We start from the raw sequence: 15,357 nt of genomic DNA on the forward strand, positions 1-15,357 counted from the left end.
TCAGGGCTTCGGCAGCTCGAGGTCGTCGGCCTTGTTGAGCTCCTCGACGTTGACGTCCTTGAAGGTCAGCACCTTGACGTTCTTGGCGAAACGGGCCGGGCGGTACATGTCCCACACCCAGGCGTCGGTCATGGAGACCTCGAAGAAGACGTCGCCGGCCTCCGTGCGGGCCTTCACGTCGACCTGGTTGCACAGGTAGAAGCGCCGATCGGTCTCCACGACGTACTTGAAGATGCCGACGACGTCGCGGTACTCCCGATAGAGCGTCAGCTCCATCTCGGTCTCGTACTTCTCGAGGTCCTCAGCGCTCATCGCAGACCTTCCCTTGAATCCAATAGGTCGAGCTCGAGCTGCGGCTCGAGGCTGATCGGTGCTTCGTCGCAGATGCCCGCGGCGCGGCGTACGTTGACGAACCTCATCCGGTGGATCGGGCACGGACCGTGCTCGGTCAGCGCCTCGGAGTGCTCGTCGGTGATGTAGCCCTTGTGCGTGGCGAAGTCGTACTCCGGCCACTGCTGGTGCAGCTCGGTCATGATCCGGTCGCGGGTGACCTTGGCGATCACCGATGCTGCCGAGATGCAGGCGGCGACGCGGTCGCCCTTCCACATCGCCAGCCCCGGTACGCCGAGCCCGTCGACGGGGAACCCGTCGGTGAGCACGTACGCCGGCCGCACGTCGAGCCTGGCGAGGGCCCGTCGCAGCGCCTCGACGTTCGCGACGTGCATGCCGAGCCGGTCGCACTCCTCGGACTCCACCACCACGACCGACCAGGCCAGCGCCCGGCGGGTGACCTGGGCGTAGCAGCGCTCGCGCGCCTTGGCCGTGAGCAGCTTGGAGTCGTTCAGCTCGGGGACCAGGCCGGCCTTGCCCTCCGGCAGGATCGCCGCGGCCGCGACCAGAGGCCCGGCGCAGGCACCACGCCCGGCCTCGTCGACCCCTGCCACCGGCGCCAGACCGGCGCGGCGCAGGGCGCGCTCGTAGCCGTACAACCCGGCATCGCGCCGGATCGTGGAGCCGCGAGGCACGGGACTCATCGGTGGAGGCTCATCAGGTGCTCGTCAGGGGTTCGGGATCGCCTTGAACGTGTCGGGCGTGTGGATCCATTCTGCGCGCTTCCACGGCCAGATGAGGGCCCAGACCTTGCCGACGACCAGGTCGTCGGCCACGAACCCGCCGCCGGGCTGGCCCATGTGGAACCGGGAGTCGGCCGAGTCGCCGCGGTTGTCCCCCATCACCCAGAGGTGGCCCTCCGGGACCCGCACGTCGAAGGTGTCCTCCGACGGCAGCGTCCCCTTCGGCAGGTAGGACTTCTCGTCGAGCGCCTTGCCGTTGACGGTGACCCGGCCCTCGGAGTCGCAGCACTTGACCCGGTCGCCGCCGATGCCGATGACCCGCTTCACCAGGTGGCCACCGGACGGGTAGAGGCCGACCGCCTCGAGCGTCTTGGTGACCGGGTTGCTCGCGGTCCGCGTCTCGTCGCTGCTCAGCCAGTGGGCCGGGTCCTTGAACACGATGATGTCACCGCGCTTGGGGCCCTTGTCGCCCCAGTAGGAGACCTTCTGCACCAGGATCCGGTCGTTCTTGATGAACAGCGGCTCCATCGACGGGGACGGTATGTAGAACGCCTGGACGAAGAAGAACTTGATCCCGACCGCGAGCACCAGCGCGATGGCGAGGAGGAGCAGGCTCTCCTGCCAGACCGGCAGCGATTCCTTCTTGTCCTTCTCGGCGGTCGCGGAGCTCGCCGCAGAGGGGTCAGTCACGTGCGGAGCCTAACCGTGTGTCCCAACGCTCGGTGCATTTGAAGAGCGTGGCGGGACATCAGGCCTCGCGACGCTCCTTGATCTTGGCAGCCTTGCCACGGAGGTTGCGCAGGTAGTAGAGCTTCGCGCGGCGGACGTCACCACGGGTGACGATCTCGATCTTCTCGAAGATCGGGGAGTTCAGCGGGAAGGTGCGCTCGACGCCGACGCCGAACGAGACCTTGCGGACCGTGAACGTCCGGCCGACGCCCGAGCCCTGGACCCGGATCACGACGCCCTGGAAGAGCTGGACGCGCGAGCGGTTGCCCTCGACGACCTTGACGTGGACCTTGACGGTGTCGCCGGCGCGGAAGGCCGGGACGTCGTCGCGCAGGGTGCCTGCGGACAGCGCGTCGATGACGTTGGTCATGATGTCTCCTCGCGAGTGCCACAGGTCAGCCGCGGACAGTGTTGGATCGGTGTCGGCCAGTCAGGTGGCCTCGCGCTGCGCCCCCTGTGGCAGGTGCTCACGCGGATCTCCGGGATCGGACTCCGGACGATCGTGGCCGACTGGGCCAAGGAGCAAGTTTGCCAGAGGTCGGGGGTCTAACGGAAATCGGCCGGTCGCGGCTTGGTCAGGACGACGACGCCCGGCTCGATCTCCCCGCGTAGCCGGTAGCCGGCCTTCCGGTACATCTTCTGGTTCTGCAGGCTCCCGCTCCCCGTGAACAGCTCGAATCGGCCGGCGCTCTCGGGGGCGACCTGCTCGATCAGCTCCAGCAGCCGGCGACCGAGCCCCCGGCCCTGCAGGTCGGGCGCGACCATCAGCCGGCCGATGTCCCAGACGGCGCCGTCGGGCCGCTCGTGGAGCCGGGCGCGCACCGCGGCGACCAGGCGGCCGGCCGAGCGCACCACCAGGACGGTGTCGGTGGCGATCCAGCGCTTCAGGTCGGCGTACGTCTCCTCGAGCGCCGGGATCACGACGCCGGGGTTGGCCTGCTGCTCCTGGACCCAGCACGCACGCTGCAACGTGAACAGCTCGCCGGCGTCCGCAGCTTCGACCGGCCTGATCTCGAGGTCGTCGAGGAGCTCGGAGGGGTGCCGGAGATCGGGTCGGCGCTCCGCCGTACGACGCAACGCCTGATCGCGCCGCCAGGCCGCGATCCGGGCATGGTCGCCGGAGAGCAGGACGTCGGGCACCGCCAGGCCGCGCCACTCGGGCGGCTTGGTGTAGACGGGGTACTCGAGCAGGCCGTCCTGGTGCGACTCCTCGACGATGGAGTCGGCATTGCCCATGAAGCCCGGCAGCAGCCGCGCCACCGCCTCGATCACGACGAGCGCCGCGACCTCGCCGCCGTTGAGGACGTAGTCGCCGAGCGAGACCTCGCGCACCTGCAGGCGCGTCGCCGCGTGGTCCAGGACGCGCTGGTCGATGCCCTCGTAGCGTCCGCACGCGAACACCAGGTGCTCGTGCGTCGCGAGCTCCTCGGCGACCGCTTGCGTCAGCGGCACCCCGGACGGCGTCGGGACGACGAGCGTCGCGGCATCGGGCGCCACCGCGTCCAGCGCCTCGCCCCACGGCTCCGGCCTCATCACCATGCCGGCGCCGCCGCCGTACGGCGTGTCGTCGACGGTGCGGTGCCGGTCGTGGGTCCAGTCCCGCAGGTCGTGGACCCGGACGTCGAGGAGGCCGCGCTCGCGTGCCCTGCCGGCGAGGGACAGCTCCAGCGGCGCCAGGTAGTCCGGGAAGATCGTGACGACGTCGATCTTCACGAGGCGTCCGGTCGCAGCAGGCCTGGACGGTCGTCGACCACGATCCGCCCGCCCGGTACGTCGACCGCCGGGACCAGCGCGGCGACGAAGGGGAACAGCACCTCCACGCCGTCGACGTCGATGTGCAGCAGGTCCTGCCCGGTGCCGTGGGCGACGGCGACGACGGTGCCGAGCCGCTCGCCCCGACTGTCCTCGACCGCGAGGCCGACGAGCTGGTGGTCGTAGAACTCGTCGGGGTCCTCCGGGGTCTCCTCCGGGTCGACCGGTACGACGAGCACGGTGCCGCGAGCCTCCTCGGCGGCGGTCCGGTCGGGGATCTCCTCGAAGGTGACGAGCAGCCTGCCGGAGTGCCACCGGCTGCCGGCGACGGTCAGCGCCTCGTGCGTGCGCGCGCCGGGACGGTTCCGCTCCGTCTGCAGCCGCGCACCGGCCGCGAACCTGCGGTCGGGCTCGTCGGTGCGCGGCTCGACCGCGACCTCGCCCTTGAGGCCGTGCGGGCGGGCGATCCGGCCCACGACGAGGTAGTCGTCCACGCTCACCTTCCCTGGGATGACAACGGGCACCGACTCGGAGGAGTCGGTGCCCATTGTGGCTTGCCCGCTGGTCGAGCCACGCGGGCTCCGGCTAGCGCCTGCGGTCCACGTCCACGCTGTGCCGTCTGCTTCGCGGACGCGGCCCTCCGGCTAGCGCCTGCGGTCCACGTCCACGAAGTCGACCCGAGCGCCACCCCGACCGGCCAGCGCCGAGATGACGGTGCGGAACGCGGTGGCGGTGCGGCCGCCGCGGCCGATCACCTTGCCGAGGTCCTCGGGATTGACCCGGACCTCGAGGATCGATCCGCGACGCAGCTCCTTGTCGCGCACCGTGACGTCGTCGGGGTGGTCGACCACGCCACGGACCAGGTGCTCGAGCGCCTCGGCCAGCATCGCGGTCAGGCCTCGTCGGTGGCCGCGGGTGCCTCGTCGGCAGCAGCCTCGGCGGGGGCGTCAGCGGCCGACTCTTCAGCGGGAGCCTCCGAAGCAGGCGCCTCTTCGGCCGGAGCCTCGGCAGCGGGTGCCTCGGCAGCGGGAGCCTCCGAAGCGGGTGCCTCCGAAGCGGGTGCCTCCTCGGCCGGAGCCTCGGCAGCAGGAGCCTCGTCGGCAGGAGCCTCGTCGGCCTTGGCCTCGGCGGGCGCTGCCTTCTTGGCGGTCTTCTTGGCGGCTGCCTTCTTGGTCACCGCCTCGGACTTCGGCTCGCTGGCCGCGTCCTTGAGCGCCTCGTTGAACAGCTCGGTCTTGTCCCGCTTCGGCTCGGCGACCCGCAGGGTGCCCTCGGTGCCGGGGAGGCCCTTGAACGTCTGCCAGTCACCAGTGATCTTGAGGAGGGCCTCGACGGCCTCGGTCGGCTGCGCGCCGACACCCAGCCAGTACTGGGCCCGCTCGGAGGTGACCTGGATGAACGAGGGCTCCTCCTTCGGGTGGTACTTGCCGATCTCCTCGATCACACGACCGTCCCGCTTCTTGCGGGCGTCGACGACGACGACGCGGTAGTAGGGCTGACGGATCTTGCCCATGCGCTTCAGGCGAATCTTGACGGCCACGTTAGTGGTGTCTCCTTGGATGTTCTGTGGTGGGCGAGCGACCGCAGACCAGGTGGGGACCGGGTCGGCCACTCGAAGGGCGCTGCCGCGTCGGGATGAGAGGGTCCCTCGGCTGCTGCGACTCAGCGCGCCATTCTGCCAGAAGCCCGCGGCCACGTGAAATCGCGTCCCGGGCGGCCCTCAGCCGGCCGCCGAGCCCTCCACCAGCTCCTTGAGCCTCGCCAGGTCCTTGCGGGTCGCCCGGATCATCGCGCGCTCGAGGACCGGAGCGGTGAAGCGTGCGAATCCCTTGGGCGTCCCACGGTTCCCCAGCGTCATCCGGGTGCCCTCCGGGACGTCGCACCAGGTGTAGGTCGTCTCCATCGGGAACGGCCCGTCGGACGTCCGCATCACGAGTCGCTCTCCAGGTACGAGCTCGGCGACCTCGTAGGTGTACGCGAGCCTGCGGCCGAGGAACTGGGCCACGAAGTCCATCCGCGAGCCCACCCGCAGCGGCGGATCGGTCTGCCACTGGACCGAGCGGATGTTCGCGTACCACTGCGGTGCGTTCGAGGGATCGCCGGCGTACGCTGCGACTTCGGCGCGCGGACGCCGGATCACCGTCTCGACCTCGACGTCGACCTTCACGCGACGACCCTCCCCCGCAGCACGACGCAGGTCGGCTCGCGGAGGACGCCGAGGTCCGCGAGTGGGTCACGCGGGTACACGACGAAGTCGGCCGGAGCGCCCTCCTCGAGAGTCGGGTTCCATCCCAGCCACTCGCGCGCGCGCCACGATGCGGCGCCGAGCACGTAGTCGGCAGGCAGCCCCATCTCGACCATCGCGCGCATCTCCTCCTCGAGGCACCCGTGGCGGGACGACCCGCCACCGTCGCTGCCGACGTACAGCTCCACGCCTGCCTCGTACGCCGCCATCAGGACGTCGCGGCGCTGCCGGAACAGTCCCTCCATCGTCGTGGCGTACGCCGGGAACCGCTCGCTCGCGGCGGCGACGTACTCGGGGAACTTCGCCGTCTGCTGCACCGTCGGCACCAGGGCGACACTCTGGGCGACCATCTGCGCGATGTGCGCCTCGGTGAGCCCGGTGCCGTGCTCGATGCAGTCGATGCCCGCGTCGAGGAGCGGCGACAGCGAGCCGGTGCCGAAGCAGTGCGCCGTGACCTTCGCGCCGTTGTCGTGCGCCACCGCGATGGCCACGGCGACCGCCTCGTCCGGGAACGACGGCGCGAGGTCGCCGTTCTCGCGGGAGATCCAGTCCCCCACGAGCTTCACCCAGCCGTCACTGCCACCCGCCTCGCGGGCGACGCACTCGGCGAGCTCGTCGGGCTCGATCTCGTGGGCGTAGTTGCGGAGGTACCGCTTGGTGCGGGCGATGTGCCGTCCGCAGCGGATCAGCCGCGGGAGGTCGTCGCGCTCGTACACCCAGCGGGTGTCCGCAGGTGACCCGCAGTCGCGCAGGAGCAGCACGCCGGCATCACGGTCGGCGACCGCCTGCTCCTCGGTCGTCGCGTCGTCGACCGCGCCTTCGTCCTCCAACCCCAGGTGGTTGTGCGCGTCGACCAGCCCGGGCACGATCCACCCCTCGGCAACCGTGTCGGCGCCGGCCTGCGGCTCGCAGGTGACGCGGCCATCCACGACGTACAGGTCGGCGGTCTCGCCGGCGGGCAGGACGACTCCTCGGAACCTCTCGATCGCCATGCCGGCGACGTTAGCCGACCCGCGCCGGGACGCCGAGCGGGCACAAACGCTTCGCGGCGGTACGCCGAGCGGGCACAAACGCTTCTCAGACCAGATCGCCCGTCGCGGCAACCAGCGAGGGCAGCCGAGTGAGCCGTCGCCAGGATCGGCACTTCTGCCCGCTCGGCGTACTCCTGCGCTGCTTTTCTGCCCGCTCGGCGCCCTTCCGCGGTGCTTTTCTGCCCGCTCGGCGACTACTTGAGGTACTTGGAGAGGTCCGGGAGCTGGCTGGGGTCGAAGTCCTCGGGGAGCTCGGCGGGCAGGCCGAACGCCGAGCCGGCCGGCGCCGCCTCCTGCTGCGACTGCTGGGCAGCCTTCGCCGGGTTGCCGCTGCGGCGCGCGCCCTTGCCCTTCTTCTGCTGCGGCGCCTGGCGCCCCTTCGCCTTCTTGCCCAGGCCCATGCCGGGCATCCCCGGCATGCCGGGCATGCCTCCGCGGGCCATCTGCTGCATCATCTTGCGGGCCTCGAAGAAGCGGTCGACGAGCTGGTTCACGTCGGCGACGGTGCGACCCGCGCCCTTCGCGATGCGGGCGCGGCGCGAGCCGTCGATCATCTTCGGGTTGGCCCGCTCGGTCGGCGTCATCGACTGGATGATCGCCTGGATCCGGTCGATCTCGCGCTCGTCGAAGTTCTCGAGCTGGTCACGGAACTGGCCCATCCCGGGGAGCATCCCGAGCATCTTCGTCAGCGAGCCCATCTTGCGGACCTGCTGCATCTGCTCGAGGAAGTCGTCGAGCGTGAACTCGCCGTCCTGCAGCTTCGCCGCTGCCTTGGCGGCCTGCTCGGCGTCGAAGGTCTTCTCGGCCTGCTCGATCAGGGTGAGCAGGTCGCCCATGTCGAGGATGCGTCCGGCCATCCGGTCGGGGTGGAAGAGGTCGAAGTCGGTGAGCTTCTCGCCCGCGGACGCGAACATCACCGGCTTGCCGGTCATCTTCGCGATCGACAGGGCGGCGCCGCCGCGTGCGTCGCCGTCGAGCTTGGTGAGGACGACGCCGTCGTACCCGACACCGTCGAGGAAGGCCTGCGCGGTGTTGACGGCGTCCTGGCCGATCATCGCGTCGACGACGAAGAGGATCTCGTCGGGGCTGACCGCGTCGCGGATGTTCGCCGCCTCGCGCATCAGCTCCTCGTCGATGCCCAGCCGGCCCGCGGTGTCGATGATCACCACGTCGTGCAACGTGCGCTTCGCCTCCGCGAGGCCCTGACGCGACACCTCGACGGGGTCACCGACACCGTTGCCCGGCTCGGGGGCGAACACGGTGACGCCGGCGCGCTCGCCGTTGACCTGCAGCTGGTTGACCGCGTTGGGCCGCTGCAGGTCGGCGGCGACGAGCAACGGGCTGTTGCCCTGCTCCTTCAGCCAGAGCGCGAGCTTCGCGGCGAGCGTGGTCTTGCCCGACCCCTGGAGGCCGGCGAGCATGATCACCGTCGGCGGCGTCTTGGCGAACCGGAGCCGCCGTGTCTCCCCGCCGAGGATCGTGACGAGCTCGTCGTTGACGATCTTGACGACCTGCTGGGCCGGGTTCAGCGCCTGGCTGACCTCCTCGCCTCGCGCACGCTCCTTGACGGCGGCGATGAAGTCCTTGACCACGGGCAACGCCACATCGGCCTCGAGCAGCGCGAGCCGGATCTCGCGCGCGGTGGCGTCGATGTCCGCCTCGGAGAGCCGGCCCTTGCCGCGCAGGCTCTTGAAGGTCTCGGACAGGCGGTCGGAAAGCGTGGTGAACAAGTGATTCCTCGGCTCGTACGGCGGAATGGCCCGGTCGCAAGCCTAGACGAGCACGCCACTGCCCTTGGACGCGCGACGCATCGGGGGCCGGCTCAGGATTCGCCCGGACCGCTGAGCGCCGCACGTACGGCGTGGGCCGCATCGGCCGCCCGCGTGTCGCTGAGCGCCCCCGCCTGCGCCTCCTGGACGTAGAACACGTCGACCGCCTGCGGCCCGAGGGTGTCCACGTGGGCGGAGGTCACCGTCAGCTCCAGCCGGGCGAGCGCGGCGCACACGAGGTGCACGACCCCGGGCCGGTCGGCCGCGCGCACCTCGAGCACCGTGGCACGGTCGGACGCCTCGGCGCGTACGACGACCGTCGGTGCCAGGGTGCTCGCACTGCTCGGACGCAGCCGGCTCGACGGATCCATCCGACCGTCGGCGATCGCCTCGAGGCGCTCCCGCAGGACCGCGGCATCGAGGCCGGTGCGATCGACGTGCCAGACCGAGACGCCGTAGTCGTCCATCGTCCAGGCACGAGCCGCGCGGACCGAGACCTTCTGGAGGGCGAGCATGGCCGCCGCATCGGCGAGCAGGCCGACCCGGTCGCCCGAGATCACCGTCACCACCGCCCCGTCGGCCGACTCCTCCACGGTCACGGCGACCTTCCTCGGGTCCTTGCGCACCTGCTTGGGGATGGTGAGCTCGCGGCGCGAGGTCTCCTCCTCGGTCGCGTCCGCGGACACCTCGGACAGCTCGGCCGCGCTCCGGCGTACCAGGCTGCGCACGAGCGAGGCCCGCCACGACGTCCAGGCCTTCTCAGACGTCGCCTTCGCATCTGCCTCGGTGAGCGCGAACAGCAGCTCGAGCTCCTCTCTGTCGTGGATCCGGCTGGTGACCAGCTCGACGGTCGCGGGGTCCTCCGCGTCGCGCGTCGTCGCGGTCTCCGGCAGCAGCAGGTGCCAGCGCACCAGGCTCGCGACGAGCTCGGTCTCGCGATCGTCGAAGCCGATCCGCCGGGCGATGTCCCGGGCGATCGGCTCACCGGCGACGCAGTGCTCGGTCAGCTGTCCCTTGCCGATGTCGTGCAGCAACGCCGCCACCATCAGCACGTCGGGTCGGGACACGCGCCGGATCAGCGCCGATGCCTCGATGCAGGTCTCGACGAGGTGCCGGTCGACGGTGAACCGGTGCACGGTGGACGCGTGCGGCAGCAAGCGGACCCGCTCCCACTCGGGCAGGAAGGTCTCCAGCGCATCGGTCTCGTCGAGGGTCTCCCAGATCGGCAGCAGCCCCGGCCCGGCGGCCAGCAGCCGGACCAGGAGGTCCCGGGCCTCGGCCGGCCACGGCTCGGGCAGCGGAGGTACGTCGGACACCAGCCGGGCCGTCGTGGTCGGCTCCAGCACCAGGTCGCGCTCCGCCGCCTCGGCAGCGGCCCGCAGGAGCAGGAGCGGGTCGCTCGTCGGGCGCGCGTCGCGGTCCAGGACGATCTCCTCGTAGGCGACCGCCAGCCCGCCGCCGATCGCCTCGAGCTGCGGCCGTCTGCCCGCGTTGGCCCTCGGCGGTCGCCGGAGCACGGCGTCGACCCGCCGCCACGTGAGCCGTGACAGGTGGGTCATCCGCCGACCCAGGGTCCGCACGTGCAGCTGGACGGCAGCCGCGTCGGCAAGGTCGAGCAGTGGAGCCATGTCCGCCCACTGCTCGGGCGCTATCCGGTCGTTGCCCCGGCCGGCGACGGCGTGCAGCGCGTCCCGCACGTCGAGCATCGCCTGCCGGCAGCTCTCCAGCTCGCCGTGCGGCACGTCGACGAGCCAGGTGGCGACCAGCGCCTTCAGCACGGTCGCGTCGCGCAGGCCGCCGGTCGCCTCCTTGAGGTCGGGCACGGAGTTGTGGGCGAGCTCACCGAGGAGCCGGTTGCGGTCGCGGACCAGCTCCTGCAGCTCGGGGAGCCGGGCCTTCGCGTCCCGGCGCCAGGCGGCCAGGATCGCCGTACGCAGGCGCAGCGTCAGGTTCGGGTCCCCGGCCAGGTGCCGGACGTCGAGCATCCCGAGCGCGACCTTGAGGTCCGAGGCGACCTGCTGGAGCACCTCGGGGACCGAGCGCACCGAGTGGTCGATCTTGAACCCCGAGTCCCACAGCGGGTACCAGATCTGACCGGCCCAGTCCCCTGCCGCCACGCCCTCGTCGTGCACCAGCACGATGTCGAGGTCGCTGTAGGGCGCGAGCTCCTCCCGCCCGTAGCCGCCGACCGCGACCAGGGCGACTCCCGTCTCGGGGGCGCCCACCGACTCGTAGGCCTTCTGGCAGAGGGCGTCGGCCTCGGCGGCACGGGCTGCCCTGTCGGTCGCCGTCACGGCCCTGGCCGGTCTCGAGCCGGTCGCGGGCACGTCCCGTGCGGCCTCATCAGATCGCGAGCTCGTCGCGATCGCCGGTGCGGACCCGGACCACGGTCTCGACCGGCGAGATCCAGACCTTGCCGTCACCGATCTGGCCCGTCTGGGCCGACGCCACGATCGCGTCGACGACCGCGTCGACGTCCTGGTCGTCCACGACGATCTCGAGCCGGATCTTCGGCACCAGGGCGATGTCATACTCGGCGCCGCGGTAGACCTCGGTGTGGCCCTTCTGCCGGCCGTAGCCGCTGACCTCGCTCACCGTCATCCCGGTCACGCCGATCGTCTCGAGCGCGGAGCGGACGTCCTCCCACTTGTGCGGCTTGATCACTCCGGTCACCAGCTTCATGGCGCGTCCTCTCGGTCGTGTTCGGTGGTCACTGGCTGTCCTGGTGCCCGAGGAACCCGGAGGTCCGGGCCCCGGCTGTCGCGTGCAGGTCGTAGGCCGTCTCGGCGTGCACGACGAGGTCGATGCCGGTCACCTCGTGCTCCTCGTCGATCCGCAGGCCCACCAGCCGGTCGACCACCAGTCCGATGATGCCCGAGACCACGAACGCGTAGGCGAGTACGACGCCCGCACCGAGCGCCTGCCTGCCCAGCTGGTCGGCGCCGCCGCCGTGGAGCAGGCCGTCGACCCCGGCCGGCGCCGCCGCCGTCGCGATCAGCCCGATGCCCAGCGTCCCGACCAGCCCGCCGACGAGGTGGACGCCGACGACGTCCAGCGAGTCGTCGTACCCGAAGCGGTACTTCAGCCCCACCGCGAGCGCACAGATCGCACCCGCCGCCGCACCCATCAGCAGCGCGCCGAGCGGGGAGAGCGACGAGCAGCTCGGCGTGATCGCGACGAGCCCCGCGACCAGCCCCGAGGCAGCGCCGAGCGAGGTCGCGTGGCCGTCGCGCAGCCGCTCGAGCGCCAGCCATCCCAGCGAGCCCGCGGCACCCGCGCACAGGGTGGTCGCGAAGACCACGGCCGCGGTGTGGTCGGCCCGGAGCGCCGAGCCGGCGTTGAAGCCGAACCAGCCGAACCACAGCAGCCCAGCGCCGAGCATCACCAGGGTGAGGTTGTGCGGCCGCATCGGGTCCTTGCCGAAGCCGACCCGTCGCCCCACGACCAGCGCCAGCGCGAGGGCCGAGCCGCCGGAGCAGATCTCGACCGCGGTTCCGCCGGCGAAGTCCACGAGCCCGACCTTGTTCGCCAGCCAGCCACCGGAGTGGCCGTCGTGGTCGAGGTCGAAGACCCAGTGGGCGACCGGCGCGTAGACCAGCACGGTCCACACGGACACGAACACGATCCAGGCCCCGAAGCGGGCACGGTCGGCGATCGCGCCGGAGACCAGCGCACCGGTGATCACGCAGAAGAGTCCCTGGAAGACCGCGAACAGGATCACCGGGACCGTCAGCCAGCTGTCGGCCGACGACCGCACCAGGGACTCGAGGCCGAAGTGCTGCAACGGGTCGCCGAGCAGCCCGCCCGCGACGTCGTCTCCGAACGCCAGCGAGTAGCCGACCAGCACCCAGACGACCGTGATCGCGGCCAGCGCCCCGAAGGTCATCATGATCATGTTCAGCACGCTCTTGGAGCGCACCATGCCGCCGTAGAACAGGGCCAGCCCCGGCGCCATCAGCAGCACCAGGGCGGAGGCCGCCAGCAGCCAGGCGGTGTCGCCGGCACTGATCCTGGTGAGGTCCGAGGCAAGCGCGGGCAGGCCGATATGGGCGTCGGTGAGGGACGTCATGGCCGGTCACTGTGTCCCCCGTTCGTTACAGGCGTGTTACGGCACACCAGCAGGGTCAGTGGGCGAGATGCCCACCGACCCTGCCGGCCCGTGTGTCTGCTCCTGGCTAGATCGCCGCCTCGTCGCGCTCACCGGTGCGGACCCGGATCACGCTGTCGATCGAGGAGACCCAGACCTTCCCGTCACCGATCCGGCCGGTCTGCGCCGCCTTCACGACGATGTCGGTGACGTCGGCGACGTCGCCGTCGTCGACGACGATCTCGATGCGGATCTTCGGCACCAGCGCGATGTCGTACTCCGCGCCGCGGTAGACCTCGGTGTGGCCCTTCTGCCGGCCGTAGCCGCTGACCTCACTGACGGTCATGCCGGTCACGCCGAAGGTCTCGAGGGCCTCGCGGACCTCTTCCCACTTGTGCGGCTTGATCACCGCGGTCACGAGCTTCATGCGGTGACACCTTCCTTGATGGCGCCGGTGGTCCCGACCTTGCCGAAGCGGCTGGTGGACGTCCCGAGGTCGTACGCCGTCTCGCCGTGCAGCACGAAGTCGATGCCCTCGACCTCGTCCTCGGCCGGCACCCGCCAGCCGATCGTGTACTTGATCGCCAGGCCGAGCGCGAGCGTGACCACACCGGAGACGACCAGCGTGAACAGCACGCCGATGAACTGGTGCCACAGGAGCGTGAGGTCGCCGCCGTAGAACAGGCCGTTCATCTTCCCGAACAGCCCGTCCACGCCCTGGGGGGACTTGTCGGTCCCGAGGAACCCGATCGCCAGCGCACCGAGGATGCCGCCGACCAGGTGGACGCCGACGACGTCGAGCGAGTCGTCCAGGCCCAGCTTGAACTTCATGCCGACGGCCACGGCGCAGACCATGCCTGCGAGGGCACCGATGATGAGGGCACCGACCGTGTTGACCGCACCGCAGGAGGGCGTGATCGCGACCAGGCCGGCGACCACACCGGATGCGGCGCCGAGCGAGGTGGCCTTGCCGTGCAGGAACCGCTCGACGAGGAGCCAGCCGAGCATGGCCGCCATCGTGGCGAGCGTCGTGTTCATGAAGGTCACGCCGGTCTCGGAGTAGAACTGGGCCGAGAACTTGGCCGGGTCCTTGAGCGAGTCGGAGGTGAAGACGATCGATCCGACGTTGAAGCCGAACCAGCCGAACCAGAGCAGGCCCGCACCGATCATCGTGAGGGTGAGGTTGTGCGGCCGCATCGGCTCCTTGGGCCAGCCGATCCTCTTGCCGATGATGAGCGCGAGCACGCCGCCGGCGATACCGGCGTTGATGTGCACGACGGTGCCGCCCGCGTAGTCGAGGTTCGGGAACTTGCTGTACAGCCAGCCACCACCCCACACGTTGTGGGCGATCGGGAAGTACGCGAGCGTCACCCAGCCGACGATGAAGACGATCCAGGACGACAGCTTCACGCGGTCGGCGATGGACCCGGAGATCAGCGCCGCGGTGATGGCCGCGAAGGTCAGCTGGAAGAGCACGTAGATGTAGTTGCCGTGACCGACACCGTCCAGGCCGAACATGCTGAACGGGCTGGCGATCAGCTTCCCGTTCCCGTTGCCGACGCCGTCACCGCCCCAGCCCATCGACCAGCCCCAGAGAACGAACACGATGCCGACGACCGCCAGGGCGACGTAGGACATCATCATCATGTTGAGCACGGACTTCGAGCGGCTCATGCCGCCGTAGAACAAGGCCAGCGCGGGCGTCGTCATCATCAGCACGAGTGCTGTGGCGACGATCATCCAGGCGTAATAGCCGTCCATCGGACCTCCATTGGTGAGCGAGCAGAGAGTCAGCGACGGGCCTGGATGCCGGACGACGGTGTCGGGGCCAGGGCCAGCCACGCTGTCGCAGGAAAGACTCGTGCGTCGAGGTTTCGCGGAGCCGTGCCCGCTCGTTTCGGTTCCGTGACACCTTCGGCGACTGTGTTACGAACATGTGAACGAGCGACAAAGAGGGGCAAAGCGCGCCATCCCAACTGGGTCATTTCTGGGTGTTTGCCACCCGGTTGCTTGACGGGAGCCCTACGGTTTCCACGTGTCCATGTCTGCGGGCCCTGCGCAGCCGGAGGAGCCAGCCGCTCCTGCCCGGCGCAAGGGCCGACCTCGCGACTCCAGCGCCGACGAGCGCATCCTCGCCGCCGCGGCGGAGCTGATCCTCAAGCGCGGCTTCGACAACATGACCGTCGACGAGGTCGCGGCGATGGCCAAGGCCGGGAAGGCGACCGTCTACCGGCGCTGGGCGGGCAAGGAGGACCTGGCGTTCGCGGCGCTCGAGCAGCTCTACAGCACCCAGCTGCCGATCCCGGACACCGGGAACGTGCGCGACGACCTGGTGATGGCGACCCGGCTGGCACTGGAGTTCTCGGCGTCGGAGACCGGACGGTCCTACATGCGGATGACCTGCGCCGAGTCCCTGCGTGACCGCCGGATCGGCGCCCTGTACACGGCTGCCTTCGAGGCCCAGGAGGAGGCGGCCCGGGTGATGCTACGGCGCGGGATCGCCCGCGGGGAGCTGCGGCCGGACTTCCGGATGGACCTCGCCGTGGACTGGTTCGCCGGGATGATGATCCTCTACGCGATCATCGAGCGCGATGTCCCCTCGGTCGACGAGGCGGAGGAGCTCGTGGACTTCATGTTCGACGGGATCGGCGCCCGGTCCGGGGCCTGACCG

The 15,357-nt window shown here is 70.4% G+C and carries 17 protein-coding genes; 1 reads left to right on the forward strand and 16 read right to left on the reverse strand.

Going from position 1 to position 15,357, the window contains the following annotated elements; all coding sequences use genetic code 11:
* From ACVW00_RS13285 to ACVW00_RS13360, 16 genes are all read right to left on the reverse strand, one after another.
* Entirely contained in the window at positions 1-312 is a 312-nt protein-coding gene (locus tag ACVW00_RS13285; RefSeq protein ID WP_457111375.1) for a DUF2469 domain-containing protein, read from the reverse strand.
* Complete coding sequence (locus ACVW00_RS13290; RefSeq protein ID WP_457111376.1) at positions 309-1,034, reverse strand: ribonuclease HII; 726 nt, start codon at positions 1,032-1,034, stop codon at positions 309-311. The genes ACVW00_RS13285 and ACVW00_RS13290 overlap by 4 nt, the downstream gene beginning before the upstream one ends.
* Positions 1,035-1,058: 24 nt before the next feature.
* On the reverse strand, positions 1,059-1,763 hold the full coding sequence (lepB, locus tag ACVW00_RS13295; RefSeq protein ID WP_457111377.1) for a signal peptidase I: 705 nt from the start codon (positions 1,761-1,763) through the stop codon (positions 1,059-1,061).
* Between the two features lie 58 nt (positions 1,764-1,821).
* Positions 1,822-2,172, reverse strand: a complete 351-nt coding sequence (gene rplS / locus ACVW00_RS13300; RefSeq protein WP_457111378.1) for a 50S ribosomal protein L19 — start codon at positions 2,170-2,172, stop codon at positions 1,822-1,824.
* Positions 2,173-2,348: 176 nt separating this feature from the next.
* Complete coding sequence (gene trmD, locus ACVW00_RS13305; protein ID WP_457111379.1) at positions 2,349-3,515, reverse strand: tRNA (guanosine(37)-N1)-methyltransferase TrmD; 1,167 nt, start codon at positions 3,513-3,515, stop codon at positions 2,349-2,351.
* On the reverse strand, positions 3,512-4,048 hold the full coding sequence (rimM, locus tag ACVW00_RS13310; RefSeq protein ID WP_457111380.1) for a ribosome maturation factor RimM: 537 nt from the start codon (positions 4,046-4,048) through the stop codon (positions 3,512-3,514). The genes trmD and rimM overlap by 4 nt, the downstream gene beginning before the upstream one ends.
* A 150-nt stretch (positions 4,049-4,198) precedes the next feature.
* On the reverse strand, positions 4,199-4,441 hold the full coding sequence (locus ACVW00_RS13315) for an RNA-binding protein (RefSeq protein ID WP_457111381.1): 243 nt from the start codon (positions 4,439-4,441) through the stop codon (positions 4,199-4,201).
* A gap of 5 nt (positions 4,442-4,446) precedes the next feature.
* A complete protein-coding gene (gene rpsP / locus ACVW00_RS13320; protein WP_457111382.1) occupies positions 4,447-5,094 on the reverse strand; it encodes a 30S ribosomal protein S16 in 648 nt (215 codons plus the stop codon).
* Between the two features lie 180 nt (positions 5,095-5,274).
* Positions 5,275-5,721, reverse strand: a complete 447-nt coding sequence (locus ACVW00_RS13325) for an SRPBCC family protein (protein ID WP_457111383.1) — start codon at positions 5,719-5,721, stop codon at positions 5,275-5,277.
* Entirely contained in the window at positions 5,718-6,791 is a 1,074-nt protein-coding gene (locus ACVW00_RS13330) for an amidohydrolase family protein (protein ID WP_457111384.1), read from the reverse strand. The genes ACVW00_RS13325 and ACVW00_RS13330 overlap by 4 nt, the downstream gene beginning before the upstream one ends.
* Before the next feature lie 233 nt (positions 6,792-7,024).
* Entirely contained in the window at positions 7,025-8,560 is a 1,536-nt protein-coding gene (ffh, locus tag ACVW00_RS13335) for a signal recognition particle protein (protein ID WP_457111385.1), read from the reverse strand.
* Between the two features lie 92 nt (positions 8,561-8,652).
* The gene (locus tag ACVW00_RS13340) at positions 8,653-10,893 is read right to left on the reverse strand and encodes a [protein-PII] uridylyltransferase (protein ID WP_457111386.1); all 2,241 of its coding nucleotides are present in this window, start codon (positions 10,891-10,893) and stop codon (positions 8,653-8,655) included.
* Positions 10,894-10,942: 49 nt separating this feature from the next.
* Positions 10,943-11,281, reverse strand: coding sequence for a P-II family nitrogen regulator (locus ACVW00_RS13345; protein WP_457111387.1), 339 nt, complete (start codon positions 11,279-11,281; stop codon positions 10,943-10,945).
* A gap of 28 nt (positions 11,282-11,309) precedes the next feature.
* The gene (locus ACVW00_RS13350; protein ID WP_457111388.1) at positions 11,310-12,668 is read right to left on the reverse strand and encodes an ammonium transporter; all 1,359 of its coding nucleotides are present in this window, start codon (positions 12,666-12,668) and stop codon (positions 11,310-11,312) included.
* A 106-nt stretch (positions 12,669-12,774) separates the two neighbouring features.
* Positions 12,775-13,113, reverse strand: a complete 339-nt coding sequence (locus ACVW00_RS13355; protein WP_457111389.1) for a P-II family nitrogen regulator — start codon at positions 13,111-13,113, stop codon at positions 12,775-12,777.
* Entirely contained in the window at positions 13,110-14,447 is a 1,338-nt protein-coding gene (locus tag ACVW00_RS13360; RefSeq protein ID WP_457111390.1) for an ammonium transporter, read from the reverse strand. Before ACVW00_RS13360 ends, ACVW00_RS13355 begins: the two co-directional genes overlap by 4 nt.
* 280 nt (positions 14,448-14,727) lie before the next feature.
* Here ACVW00_RS13360 and ACVW00_RS13365 point away from each other — a divergent pair, with 280 nt between their 5' ends.
* Positions 14,728-15,354 (forward strand): TetR/AcrR family transcriptional regulator, encoded by a 627-nt coding sequence (locus ACVW00_RS13365; protein WP_457113113.1) that lies wholly within the window; start codon positions 14,728-14,730, stop codon positions 15,352-15,354.
* Positions 15,355-15,357 lie beyond the last annotated feature (3 nt).

Source organism: Marmoricola sp. URHA0025 HA25, from assembly GCF_054059435.1.

Bases quoted from the DNA above. Each gene is read 5' to 3' on its own strand.
- ACVW00_RS13360 (WP_457111390.1), bottom strand. From the start codon at position 14,447: ATGGACGGCTATTACGCCTGGATGATCGTCGCCACAGCACTCGTGCTG.
- ACVW00_RS13315 (WP_457111381.1), bottom strand. From the start codon at position 4,441: ATGCTGGCCGAGGCGCTCGAGCACCTGGTCCGTGGCGTGGTCGACCAC.
- ACVW00_RS13350 (WP_457111388.1), bottom strand. From the start codon at position 12,668: ATGACGTCCCTCACCGACGCCCATATCGGCCTGCCCGCGCTTGCCTCG.
- ACVW00_RS13365 (WP_457113113.1), top strand. From the start codon at position 14,728: ATGTCTGCGGGCCCTGCGCAGCCGGAGGAGCCAGCCGCTCCTGCCCGG.
- rplS (WP_457111378.1), bottom strand. From the start codon at position 2,172: ATGACCAACGTCATCGACGCGCTGTCCGCAGGCACCCTGCGCGACGAC.
- ACVW00_RS13290 (WP_457111376.1), bottom strand. From the start codon at position 1,034: ATGAGTCCCGTGCCTCGCGGCTCCACGATCCGGCGCGATGCCGGGTTG.
- ACVW00_RS13285 (WP_457111375.1), bottom strand. From the start codon at position 312: ATGAGCGCTGAGGACCTCGAGAAGTACGAGACCGAGATGGAGCTGACG.
- ACVW00_RS13345 (WP_457111387.1), bottom strand. From the start codon at position 11,281: ATGAAGCTGGTGACCGGAGTGATCAAGCCGCACAAGTGGGAGGACGTC.
- ACVW00_RS13330 (WP_457111384.1), bottom strand. From the start codon at position 6,791: ATGGCGATCGAGAGGTTCCGAGGAGTCGTCCTGCCCGCCGGCGAGACC.
- ACVW00_RS13355 (WP_457111389.1), bottom strand. From the start codon at position 13,113: ATGAAGCTCGTGACCGCGGTGATCAAGCCGCACAAGTGGGAAGAGGTC.